This is a genomic window from Microbacterium sp. (assembly GCF_049650565.1).
Classification (GTDB): domain Bacteria; phylum Actinomycetota; class Actinomycetes; order Actinomycetales; family Microbacteriaceae; genus Microbacterium.
This window is the reverse complement of the sequence record NZ_JBASAK010000079.1, coordinates 1-11,417: the sequence shown is the minus strand read 5'-3', so window position 1 is coordinate 11,417 and position 11,417 is coordinate 1. Positions and strand designations below refer to the sequence as shown.

Here is an 11,417-nt window from a genome sequence, read left to right as displayed (position 1 = left end):
GACGCATGACACGTGTCACGTCCACCTCGTGACATCGACCTCCGGCATCCGCTCGCTCACGCGACGACGCTGGAAGCATGCAGACGACAGCAGAGCCGCGGACCCGGCTCACCCCCGCATCCACAGTCCACGACGTGCGCCCGCAGGATGCCGTCATCGAGCTGCACGGCATCCGCAAGGGCTACGGCTCGGGTGAGAAGCGCGTGCAGGCCGTCGACGGGATCGATCTGGTCGTGCGGCGTGGCGAGATCGTGGCGCTGCTGGGTCCCAACGGCGCGGGCAAGACCACGACCCTCGACATGCTCCTGGGCCTCACCGACCCCGATGAGGGCGCCGCGCAGGTGCTCGGCGCCCGTCCGGCGAAGGCCACGGACGACGGCGCCATCGCCGCGGTGCTGCAGACCGGCGGGTTGCTCTCCGACCTCACCGTCGGCGAGACCGTGCGCCTGATCGCCTCCCTGCACGGCAGGGCGGCGCTCGACCGCGTGCCCGAGGTGCTGGTCCGCGCGGATCTGGAGAAGCTCGTCCACCGCCGCGTCTCGAAGTGCTCCGGCGGCGAGCAGCAGCGCGTGAAGTTCGCTCTCGCACTGGTCGCCGATCCCGACATCCTCGTGCTCGACGAGCCCACGGCAGGCATGGACGTCACCGCCCGCCGGCACTTCTGGAACGTCATGCGCGCGGATGCCGATGCCGGCCGCACCATCATCTTCGCCACCCACTACCTCGAGGAGGCGGAGCAGTTCGCCCGGCGCACGGTGGTGATGAACCACGGCCGCGTCGTCGCCGACGCTCCCACCGCGCAACTGCGCGCGGGCCTGGGCGCGCGGACCGTCGCGGCGAGCCTGCCGGCCGACGCCGACGCCGACGGCATCCTCTCCTCCCTCCGGGATCGCGACGACATCACCGAACTGCGCATGGATGCGGACCGGCTCACGCTGCGCGCGGCGGATTCGGATGCCGTCGCCGCGGCGCTTCTGGCATCCGGCGCCCGCGACCTGGAGATCACCGCTCCCACCCTCGAGACCGCCTTCACCGCCCTGACAGAGGACTGACCATGACCACCACTGCTCTCACCCGCACCCCGCGCGGCCTGCGCGCCTCCCGCACGGGGATCTCGATGACCATGCTGCGCATCGAGGGGCTGCGCCAGCTGCGCAACCCGTACACGCTGGCGTTCACGCTCGCGATGCCGGTGGTGATGTACATCCTGTTCGGCGCCAGCGCCGCCTACGGCTCGCAGTCCGCCGGGCACGGCAACGTGTCCTTCTACGTGATGATCTCGATGGCCGCGTACGGCACGGCCGTGGCCATGAGCTCGCTGACCTCGCTGGCGGCAACCGAGTCGAAGCAGGGTTGGGGACGCCAGCTGGCCATGACCCCGCTCGGCACGGCCGGCTACGCGCTGACCAAGCTCATCATGTCCGTGACGTTCGCCGCTCTCGCGCTGGCGGCCGTGTTCGTCGCCGGCATCCTCACCGGTGCCGAGGCCGCCGACACCTGGCGCTGGGTCGCCGCCGCAGCGCTGATCCTCGGCATCGGGCTGATCTACGGACTGTTCGGCCTGGGTGTCGGACTGTTCTTCAACGCCGACTCGGCCGCCGCCCTCGCCTCGATCTCGATGACCTTCTTCGCCTTCTTCGGCAACGTGTTCATGCCGCTGGACGGCGTGATGCTCTCGATCGCCCGCTTCACCCCGCTGTACGGCTTCGTGGCGCTGAGCCGCTGGCCGCTCACCGACGGCACGCTCACCACCGGGCAGACCGACCCGCTGTGGCTGCCGCTGCTGAACGTGGCCGTGTGGCTGACGCTGTTCATCATCCTGGTAGTGGCCGGCGCGCGCCGTTCGCGCACCCGTCAGTAGGTTGGACTCATGACTCGGGAATCCGACGAGAAGGCCGCGGGCCGGGGCACTGAGGCGATCCGGCCCGCGGCCGGCTCCGTGCCCGCCACCTGGCTGGCCGAGCCGCACGGCACGCCGCCGAAGAGTCACTGGGATCGCTTCGGCTGGCTGATGGCCGTGATCTGGCTGGTGTTCCTGACGTACCCGATCATCGCGCTGCTGAACTCGACGGCATCCGATGTCTGGATCGTCGTCGGCTGGGTGGCGATGGCAGTGTTCGTCGTGCTGTACGTGCTGGGCTTCATGCGGGGGATGAGCTCGGGCGGAGGTCTGGGACGCCCGCCCCTGCCGAGTCAGTGGCTGTTCTTCGCAGGACTCATCGCGTGCGCGGCGATCTCGATCCCCGCCGAGGGCGGCTCCGCGCTGAGCTTCCTGCCGTTCATCATGTCGTTCGCGTCGTACGGACTGAACCGCATCGCGCACTGGGCGACGTTCATCGGCGCCGTCTTCGCGACGGTGGCGTGGATGCTGGTGTCCCAGGATTGGTCGGACTACATCTCGATCCTCGCCATCGTCGGCCTGCTGGGCGTGGTGAACACGGTCTCGACGTGGCTCATCATCCGCTCGGCCGACGCCGAGCGTCTCGGCTTGGAGCTTGCCACCAGCGAGGGCCGCGAGGCCGTCGCCCGCGACGTGCACGACCTCATCGGGCACTCGCTGACCGTGGTGAAGATGAAGGCGCAGCTGGCCCGCCGCCTGATCGACGCCGATCCTGATCGCGCGAAGGCCGAACTGGCCGACATCGAGGCGCTCGCCGCCGAGGCCATCGCCGGTGTCCGGGCGACGGTCGCCGGGGCTCGGGCCGCGTCGCTGACCGAACAGCTGGCGGCCAGTGCCGACGCGCTGCGCTCGGCGGGCGTCGTCCCGCACGTGGACGGCGACCCCGGCGCGCTCTCACCTGCCCAGGGGCTGACGGCCAGCTGGATCCTGCGCGAGGCCACCACCAACATCCTCCGTCACGCGGGGGCATCAGCGGTGACGGTCACGGTCAGGCCCGGAAGGCTGGCCGTGCAGGACGACGGACGCGGCGCGGGCGAGCGCGAGGGCAACGGCGTGCGCGGGATGCGCGAGCGCGCGGCCGCCGCCGGTGCCCGGTTCGAGCTGGTCAGGCCCGCGGTCGGCGGCACGCGCGTGGAGGTGACGTGGTGAGCATCCGGATCGTGATCGCCGACGACCAGGCGCTCGTGCGCGGTGCGCTGGCGGCGCTGCTGGAGCTGGAGCACGACATCGAGGTGGTCGGCGTCGCCGCTGACGGCGCCGAGGCGCTGTCGCTGGTGACCTCACTCGCCCCGGACGTGTGCCTGATGGACATCCAGATGCCCGGCATCGACGGCATCGAGGCCACCCGTCGGCTGCGCGCGGCCGGCCCCGGCACGCGCGTACTGGTCGTGACGACGTTCGCCCGGCCCGGCTATCTGCGGTCGGCTCTGGATGCCGGTGCCTCCGGCTTCATGGCCAAGGATGCCCCCGCCGAGGAGCTGGCGGATGCCGTGCGCCGGGTGCACTCCGGCTTGCGTGTGGTGGATGTCGCGCTCGCCGAGGAGAGCCTGTTCGACGGTGCGAACCCGCTCAGCGATCGAGAACGGCAGGTGCTGAAGCTCGCCGCCGACGGCAGGTCGGCTGCGGCGATCGCATCCGAGGTCTTCCTCTCCGCCGGCACCGTGCGCAACCACCTGTCCGCGGCCATCGGCAAGACCGGCGCCTCCAACCGCGCGCAGGCCGTGCGCATCGCGCAGGACAAGGGCTGGGTCTGAGGTCTGTGAGATCGCTCTTCCCTCCGACGGAACACGGGAATACCGTCGCTGTCATGGATGCTGTGCTCTGAGCACGTCGCGTCCTGCTGCGACGGCGGATGGGGTGGCGCATGGAAGGTCTGGAGATCACGGTCCTGCTGGGGCTGACGATCCTGGCGGGAACGATGCTGGCGCCCAGGATCCGCGTCGCGCTGCCGCTGGTGCTGGTCGTGTTCGGGCTGCTGCTGGGCTTCGTGCCCGCCCTGAGGGACGTGCAGCTGCCGCCCGAGACCGTGCTGCTGCTGTTCCTGCCGGTGATGCTGTTCTGGGAGAGCCTGACGACTTCGCTGCGGTCGATCCGCCGCGATTTCCGGTACATCCTGCCGATGAGCACGCTGCTGGTGGTCGCCTCGGCCTTCGCGGTCGCCGGTGTGGGAGTGCTGTTCGGTCTGCCGTGGGAGATCGCCCTGATCCTCGGCGCCGCGGTTGCTCCTCCCGACGCGACTGCCGTCGCCGCGCTCGGGCGGCTGCTGCCACGGCGCAGCTTCATGAAGCTCAAGGCCGAGAGCCTCACGAACGACGGCACGGCGCTGGTGCTGTACGCCATCGCCGTCTCGCTCGCTGTCGGCGGTCAGGTCACGCCGCTTCTCGTCACCTGGACGGTGATCGTGTCGTACCTCGGCGGCATCCTGGTCGGGGCCGTGGTCGCCGCGGCGGCATGGCTGCTGCTGCGCCGCAGGCAGTCGACGATCACGATCAACGTGACCATGCTCCTGGTGCCGTTCCTCTCATTCCTGCTGGCCGAGATGATCCACGCCTCCGGCGTGCTCGCCGTGGTCGTCGCGGGCCTCGTCGCCGCGTACCTGAGCTCGCAGGTCACCACCGCCGCATCGAGGCGCCAGTCCGACGCCGCGTGGCCGTTCGGGGTCTTCCTGCTCAACGGGGCGCTGTTCGTGCTGATCGGTCTGGAAGTGCAGTGGGTGGTGCATCAGACTTCGCTGCAGACCGTCGGCTGGCTGATGCTGACGACTCTCGCCGTCTGGGCGGCGCTGCTGGTGGTGCGCTTCCTGTTCCAGATGCTCGCGGTGCCGTTCCAGCGGATGGCAGGAGCACCGGTGCATCCGCTGGGGCTGCGCACCAGAATGCAGATCGTCACGACCGTGGCGGGTATGCGCGGCGCGGTCTCCCTGGCGATCGCGCTGTCGGTGCCGATCGCCACCACCAGCGGTGGCCGCCTCGCCGGCCGCGACGACATCATCTTCGTCACGGCCGGGGTGATCCTGTTGAGCCTGCTGGTTCAGGGTCCGCTGCTGCCGGCGATCGTCCGGTGGGCGCGGTTCCCCGTCGACCAGGGCGAGGCGGAGGAGTTCGAGCTCGCCGAGCGCGCCATCTCGGGAGCGGCGATGTCGGCCCTGGACGCGCTCGCCGCCGAGCACGGGATCAGCGACGAGGTGCGCGATCGGCTGCGGCGCGAAGGGTATGAGCGGCTCGAGCTCGCCAACGCGAGGGCGATGGCGAGGGAGCGTGCGCTGATCGACACGGAGCTGGGTGCGATGGAGGATCTGCTCGATGCTCCCGATCCGCTGGCTGGCGGCCCCGTGGAACCCATCGCTCCCCTCGACCCGGTCGACGAGACGGCGGGCGGCGCCGTGCTGCAGATGGTCGCGATCTCGGCCGACGTCGACCTGGAGCAGCGCTCGCCGCTGATCCGCCATGCGGAGATGTCGCGGCTCAGACTCGCGGTGATCGAGCACAAGCGCGAGGTGCTGCACGGGCTGCGCCGCTCGGGCGCCGTCGACGATCTGATCGTGCACCGGATCTCGGCCGAGCTCGACCTGGAGCAGGTGCGCCTGCAGGGGATCGAACAGCTGGACTGAGAACCCGTCCCCGAGCGGATGCCTCTGCTCACGAGTTCACGCGGATGATCTCCTGCTGGTACGGGGCGATCACCCTGCCCGAGATGCGCAGATCGAGCACCAGGAAGCGGCGGGATGCCGGATCCTCCGCGGCCCACGATGCCAACCGCTCCAGGTCGTCGAGCGTGCGGACCACGACGCCCTCCGCCCCGACGGCCTCGCCGAACGCCGCGAAGTCGACCTGGGGGATCATCATCGGGCCCTCTGCCAGGCCCTTCAGCCCGTACAGGTTGACCTCAGCGCCGTAGGCCGCGTCGTTCCAGACCACGGCGCAGCCGCGCCCGCCGGCCGCGCGCACGGCGGACTCCAGGTCGGGGATGGCCATCAGTCCGCCGCCGTCGCCGGAGGTCAGCACGACCGTGCTCTCCGGACGGGCGCGGGTGGCGCCCACGACGCTCGGCCAGCCCTGGCCGATGGACTGGAACGCCGTGCCGACCATCATCATGCGGTCGGGGGCGGCCACCGGCCAGTACATGTTGGCCCAGCCGATGAAGTGCCCGCCGTCGGAGACCACCACGCGGTCCTCCGGCAGCAGCTCGGCGATGCGACGGGCGGCCGAGCGCGGATCCAGCCGACCGTCGGGGGCCAGCGCGTCGCCTTCCGGGTAGGTGCGGGCAGCGGCGATGTCGACGGTCTCGCGCCACGGGGTGCGCTGCGACGCTTCGACAGGCTCAGCGACCCATTCAGATTTCTGGGCCCCTGAGCCTGTCGCCTGTACTGAGCGAGCGTCAGCGAGTCGAAGTGAAGGGTCGGCCAGCCGTGCGACCAGCGCCTGGGCCGCGACGCGGGCATCCGCGCGCACGAAACCGCCGACGTGCGGATGCGTGGCGGCGGGGGCCACGTCGATCTGGAACACTCGGGTGCCGGGCGCGAACAGCTCGCCGAAGCGCATCGTGAACTGGTTCAGCGAGGCGCCGAACACCACGGCCACGTCGGCCTCGCGCACCAGTGCCATGGCCCCGTCTGCGCCGAAGCCGCCGGCCACGCCCAGGTCGTAGCGGGTGTCCGGGAAGACGCCGCGGCCCAGGGCGCTGGATGCGGTGAGAGCACCGGTCGTCTCGGCCAGCTCCCCGAGGGCTTCGCTCGCACCGGCCAGCCAAGCGCCGCGCCCGGCGAGCAGGAACGGGCGCTCAGCGCCCGCGAGGGCTGCGGCGATCTCGTCCAGCATCCCGTCCGCGAACTCGCCCTTCGGGCTCAGCGGAGCGGGGACCCGGGGCTCGGGAGAGGCGGGCACCGGGCCCGCCTCGAGGGCGGCGACGTCGTAGGGGATGGCCAGCACGACCGGAACCCGGTACGTCAGGGCGTGCTCGATCGCGATGACGGTGGTGGCCGCGGCATCCGCTCGGCCGGTCGTGTAGGTGCGCGCGCCGACGGCGGAGGCCAGCGCGATCTGATCCACGTCCCACGGGCGCGGGCCCGAGGTGGGCTCGTCGCCGACCACCAGCACCAGCGGCACGTGCGCCTGCACGGCCTCGGCCAGTGAGGTGAGGGTGTTCGTGAAGCCGGCGCCGTAGGTGGCGGTGGCCGCGGCGATCCGGCCGGACGCGCGGAAGTGCGCGTCGGCGGCGACCACGGCGCCCTGCTCGTGCCGGACGGCGGTGAAGACGGCATCCGTCTGCGTCTCGATGGCGTCGAGGAAGTAGGCGTTGCCGTTGCCCATCACACCGAAGACGTGGTCGATGTGCTGGGCGAGGGTGAGGGCGACGTGGGCGGAGACGGTGGGCATGCGAAAGCCTTTCGAGAGAGACGGAGGGGTTCCGTATATGTCTCGCTGCTCGCGCGTCATCGCGGGGACGTGTCAGGTCGCAGAGTGCTTCGTGCCCCTTTTTCGGGCACCGGCCGGAGCCGGACGCGTCGATTCTACCCGCGCGGATGCGGGAGGATGGAGCAATGACGGATGCTGTGATCGAGCGCGAGACGCTCACCTGGGATGGTTTCGGAGACGCGACGCGAGAGCTGGCCAGGCGCATCCTCGACAGCGGATTCGTGCCCGAGGTCGTCGTCGCCATCGCCCGCGGCGGGCTGCTGCCTGCCGGCGCCATCGCCTACGGCCTGGGCGCGAAGAACTGCGGCGCGATCAACATGGAGTTCTACACCGGCATCGGTACGGTCCTCGACACACCCCAGGTGCTGCCGCCCGCCCTGGACATGGAGTACCTCGACGGGCGTCGTGTGCTGCTGGTCGACGACGTGGCCGACTCGGGCCGCACGCTGGCGCTGGCCGTCGAACTGCTGCAGGAGCGGGGCGCCATCGTGAAGTCGGTGACGATCTACACCAAGCCCACCACAATCATCGACCCGGACTTCTCGTGGAAGGCCACCGATCGCTGGATCGACTTCCCGTGGTCGTACAGGGGCACTGTCACGGAGGAGGATCAGGGCCTGCCGCCGAGCGCCTGACCGCCGCGCTCATCGGCTCAGCCCCGCAGCAGCGCGCGCAGTGACTGGATGGTGTCGGCCTCGACAGGCTGCTTGTCGGGCCGGTAGCCCTTCACGCGCGCGAAGCGCAGGGCGATGCCGCCCGGGTAGCGCGGAGACCGCTGCACGCCGTCGATGGCGATCTCCACGACGATCTCCGGGCGCAGGAAGACCGCATGCGGAGTGCGGTGACTCTCGATGCCGGGGAAGGTCTCGGTCTGCCAGCGGAGCAGCTCATCGGTGAGCCCCTTGAACGTCTTGCCGACCATCACGAGGCCTCCAGGCTCGCCGAACTCACCGGCCGGGTCGAGCGCTCCCAGGTGCAGGTTCGACAGCAGCCCGCGGCGCCGTCCCGACCCCCACTCGGCGGCGAGCACGACCAGGTCGAACGTGAGCACGGGCTTGACCTTGACCCAGGACTTGCCCCGGCGTCCCGCGGCGTAGGGCGAGTCGATCGCCTTGACGACGACGCCCTCGTGGCCGGCGGCGAGGGCATCGCGTGAGAGCTGCTCGGCGGCATCCGCCTCGTCGGTGACGATCCCCGGCATCCGCCACTCGCCGGCGATGCGATCCAGCTCGGCCAGACGCGTCGACAGCGGCTCGTCGATCAGGTCGCGGCCGTCGATGTGCAGCACGTCGAAGAACCACGGGCGCAGCGCGAGCTCGCGGGCGGTCTCGGCCCCGAAGCGCGACATCGTCTCCTGGAACGGCCGCGGCCCGCCGTCCTCGTCCAGCGCCAGGGTCTCGCCGTCGAGGATCACGTGCTGCGCGGGCAGGGCCCTCACGATCTCGACGATCTCGGGAACGCGATGGGTGATGTCGGCGAGGCTGCGGGTGAACACGCTCACCTCGTCGCCGTGCCGATGCACCTGGATCCTGGCGCCGTCCATCTTGTACTCCACTGACCCGCGGCCGGTGATCTCCAGCGCCGCCGTCGGCGTCGCAGCCGTCGCGGCCAGCATCGGCAGCACCGGCCGCCCCACACGAAGGCCGACCGCGTCGAGCTCTGCGTCGGTGCCGGTCAGGGCGAGCCGGGCCGTCTCGCCGAGGTCGCCCGCGAGCATGGCCGCGCGGCGGACGGATGCCGTGGGCCGGCTGGATGCGGCGGCGATGGCGTCCGTCAGCACTCCGGACAGTGCGCCCGTGCGCAGCTCACCCAGCATCGCGCGGACGAGCAGATCCCACTCCGGCTCCGTGGAGCGCTCGGCCAGGTGCGCGAGCACGCGCTGGCGGGCGGCGGCGGAGCCGGATCCGGATGCCGCGGCCAGGGCATCCAGCGCCTCATCGACGTCGCTGATCGTGAGCTCTCCGGCAACCGCATGCTCGACCTCGAGCGCCGTCAGCGTGCGCCAGCCGACGCCGAGGCGGCCCTGCCGCGGTGACGCGAGCAGCAGGCCGACGAGGGGGAGGATCTCCTCCGCCTCGGCGCGCTGCAGCACCCGCGCCAGCGCGTCGATCTTCGCCAACCGGGATCGCGTCGCGGCGACCTCGTCGACGGCGGACACCAGCTCCGAGAGCATCATCTCGGCATTGTCGCACCGGGACCCGACATTGCCATCAGCGCCCGGGCGATCCGCCCCGGGTACGGATGCAGGACCTTTTGCACGCCTGCAGGAGGATCCTCGGGCGTGTCGCCCTGCAACCGGGGAATCATCCTGCATTCGTACCGGGCAGGGGTGCTCAGCGCCCGGTGAACTCCGGGCGGCGCTTCTGCTGGAACGCGGCGAAGCCCTCGCGGTAGTCGTCCGTGTCGCACAGCGCGGCCTGTGCGGCGTTCTCGAGCTCGACCGACTCCCACAGCGCCAGGCGCTCGTCGCGGATGCGTGCCACGAGCTGCTTGCTCGCCAAGAATGCGGCGGTCGCGCCGTGGGATGCCTTCGACGCGGCGTCCTCGGTCGCCTGCAGCACCTCGTCGTCGGGGAACACCCGTGAGAAGAGCCCTGCGGCGGCGGCCTCCGCGCCGGTCATCAGCCGGCCGGTGTAGATGAGATCGAGCGTGCGGTGCGCACCCAGCCGATCCAGGAACAGCGCGTGCCCGCCGGAGTCCAGCGTGGCGCCGAGAGCTGCGAAGGGGGACCCGATCTTCGCCTGTTCGGCCACGTACACGACATCCGTGGCGATCAGCAGGCCGAGGCCCACACCCAGGCAGGCGCCGTGCGCGACGGCGAACGTGGGGGCGGGGAACGCCGACATCCGCTTGAGCAGGGGCGTGACCAGGCCGCCGAGGTAGCCCATCACATCGTCGTCGCGGGGATCGACGCCGGAGATGTCGCGGCCCGCGCAGAACGCCCGGCCCTCACCGCGCAGCACGAGAGCGCGTACTCCCGCGTGCTCGGCCTCGTCGTACGCTGCGCCCAGGTCGGCAAGCGCCTGCTCATCGAGCGCGTTGAGCTTCGCGGGGGCGTTCAGGGTGACGTGCGCGACGTCGGCGGCGATGGCGAGGTCGATCATGAGACTCCTTGTTGTGTGGGGGCGGCGCTTCACTTCGGCTCGCTGCGCTCGCTCAGCACGAGCGACACGCTCAGTGGCCCGGCATCCGCATCAGACGTCGTAGTCGACCACGACGCGGTCGCTGGTGGGGTGGGACTGGCAGGTGAGCACGTAGCCGCGTTCGAGCTCGTCGGGCTCCAGGGCGTAGTTCTCGGTCATGGTCACGCTGCCCTCCAGCACCCGCGCGCGGCACGTGCCGCACACGCCGCCCGAGCACGCGAACGGGGTGTCCGGCCGCACCCGCAGCGCGGCGTTCAGCACGGACTCGTGCGCGTCGACGGGGCTCTCCACGGTGGAGGAGACGCCGTCGAGGTTGATCTCGATGCGGACCGTCTTCTGCCCCGCATGCACCTCCACCTGCCGCGGCCCGCGCTCGATCGGGGCGTCGCCGGTGGTGAACAGCTCGAACCGCACGTGCTCGCGCGGCACGCCGATGTCGGCCAGCACCTCGCGGCACATGTCCACCAGCGCGAACGGTCCGCACAGGAACCATTCGTCCACCGTGGCGGGCAGGATCAGTGCATCCAGGATCGTGCGCAGCTTCTGCTCATCGATCCGGCCCGACAGCACCGGCGCCGTGCGCTGCTCGCGGGAGAGCACGTGGTGCAGCACCAGCCGGGTGGGGTAGCGGTCCTTCAGGTCGGCCAGGTCCTCGAGGAACATCACGTCGCTGGTGGATTTGTTCGTGTACAGCAGTGTGAAGCGGGTGGTGTCGGATGCTGTGAGCAGGTTCCGCGCGAGCGCCATCATCGGCGTGATGCCCGAGCCCGCGGCGATGCCCACGACGTGCGTGCCGTCCAACTCCGAAAGGCCCGAGGTGAACGTGCCCTGCGGGCTCATCACGTCGATCTCGAAACCGGGGGTCAGCTCGGTCTGCGCCCAGGTGGAGAACACGCCGCCCTCGTCGCGCTTGACCGCGACGCTGAGGCTGGTCGCGCCGTTCTGCACGGGGACCGGCGG

Annotated in this window: 10 protein-coding genes; 6 read left to right on the top strand and 4 right to left on the bottom strand. The window is 70.9% G+C overall.

Features of this window, described 5'->3' with window-relative positions; all coding sequences use genetic code 11:
• Positions 1–77 precede the first annotated feature (77 nt).
• The 5 genes from WA967_RS12755 (at position 78) to WA967_RS12735 (ending at position 5,510) form a co-directional block, all read left to right on the top strand.
• Positions 78–1,052 carry an ABC transporter ATP-binding protein gene (locus WA967_RS12755; RefSeq protein WP_424423211.1) on the top strand — a complete coding sequence of 325 codons (975 nt, stop codon included), beginning with the start codon at positions 78–80 and terminating at the stop codon, positions 1,050–1,052.
• A 2-nt stretch (positions 1,053–1,054) separates the two neighbouring features.
• Positions 1,055–1,861 (top strand): ABC transporter permease, encoded by an 807-nt coding sequence (locus tag WA967_RS12750; protein ID WP_424423209.1) that lies wholly within the window; start codon positions 1,055–1,057, stop codon positions 1,859–1,861.
• A 9-nt stretch (positions 1,862–1,870) separates the two neighbouring features.
• The gene (locus WA967_RS12745; protein WP_424423207.1) at positions 1,871–3,049 is read left to right on the top strand and encodes a sensor histidine kinase; all 1,179 of its coding nucleotides are present in this window, start codon (positions 1,871–1,873) and stop codon (positions 3,047–3,049) included.
• Positions 3,043–3,654 (top strand): response regulator, encoded by a 612-nt coding sequence (locus WA967_RS12740; RefSeq protein WP_424423205.1) that lies wholly within the window; start codon positions 3,043–3,045, stop codon positions 3,652–3,654. The genes WA967_RS12745 and WA967_RS12740 overlap by 7 nt, the downstream gene beginning before the upstream one ends.
• Before the next feature lie 110 nt (positions 3,655–3,764).
• Positions 3,765–5,510 (top strand): Na+/H+ antiporter, encoded by a 1,746-nt coding sequence (locus WA967_RS12735; RefSeq protein WP_424423203.1) that lies wholly within the window; start codon positions 3,765–3,767, stop codon positions 5,508–5,510.
• A 28-nt stretch (positions 5,511–5,538) separates the two neighbouring features.
• On the opposite strand, the gene WA967_RS12730 is transcribed toward WA967_RS12735, so the two are convergent.
• Complete coding sequence (locus WA967_RS12730) at positions 5,539–7,275, bottom strand: thiamine pyrophosphate-binding protein (RefSeq protein ID WP_424423202.1); 1,737 nt, start codon at positions 7,273–7,275, stop codon at positions 5,539–5,541.
• Between the two features lie 164 nt (positions 7,276–7,439).
• Between WA967_RS12730 and WA967_RS12725 the strand changes: the two genes are divergently transcribed.
• A complete protein-coding gene (locus tag WA967_RS12725; protein WP_424423199.1) occupies positions 7,440–7,949 on the top strand; it encodes a phosphoribosyltransferase in 510 nt (169 codons plus the stop codon).
• Between the two features lie 17 nt (positions 7,950–7,966).
• Here WA967_RS12725 and WA967_RS12720 read toward each other — a convergent pair whose 3' ends face one another.
• The 3 genes from WA967_RS12720 to WA967_RS12710 all read right to left on the bottom strand — a co-directional run.
• A complete protein-coding gene (locus tag WA967_RS12720) occupies positions 7,967–9,490 on the bottom strand; it encodes an ATP-dependent DNA ligase (protein WP_424423197.1) in 1,524 nt (507 codons plus the stop codon).
• Positions 9,491–9,647: 157 nt separating this feature from the next.
• The gene (locus tag WA967_RS12715) at positions 9,648–10,418 is read right to left on the bottom strand and encodes an enoyl-CoA hydratase/isomerase family protein (protein ID WP_424423194.1); all 771 of its coding nucleotides are present in this window, start codon (positions 10,416–10,418) and stop codon (positions 9,648–9,650) included.
• Positions 10,419–10,508: 90 nt separating this feature from the next.
• Positions 10,509–11,417, bottom strand: a 909-nt coding sequence (locus tag WA967_RS12710; RefSeq protein WP_424423192.1) for a 2Fe-2S iron-sulfur cluster-binding protein, incomplete at its 5' end; no start/stop codon positions are given.

Coding starts and splice junctions, on each gene's coding strand:
- WA967_RS12755 (WP_424423211.1), top strand. CDS start 78: ATGCAGACGACAGCAGAGCCGCGGACCCGGCTCACCCCCGCATCCACA.
- WA967_RS12750 (WP_424423209.1), top strand. CDS start 1,055: ATGACCACCACTGCTCTCACCCGCACCCCGCGCGGCCTGCGCGCCTCC.
- WA967_RS12745 (WP_424423207.1), top strand. CDS start 1,871: ATGACTCGGGAATCCGACGAGAAGGCCGCGGGCCGGGGCACTGAGGCG.
- WA967_RS12735 (WP_424423203.1), top strand. CDS start 3,765: ATGGAAGGTCTGGAGATCACGGTCCTGCTGGGGCTGACGATCCTGGCG.
- WA967_RS12730 (WP_424423202.1), bottom strand. CDS start 7,275: ATGCCCACCGTCTCCGCCCACGTCGCCCTCACCCTCGCCCAGCACATC.
- WA967_RS12725 (WP_424423199.1), top strand. CDS start 7,440: ATGACGGATGCTGTGATCGAGCGCGAGACGCTCACCTGGGATGGTTTC.
- WA967_RS12720 (WP_424423197.1), bottom strand. CDS start 9,490: ATGATGCTCTCGGAGCTGGTGTCCGCCGTCGACGAGGTCGCCGCGACG.
- WA967_RS12715 (WP_424423194.1), bottom strand. CDS start 10,418: ATGATCGACCTCGCCATCGCCGCCGACGTCGCGCACGTCACCCTGAAC.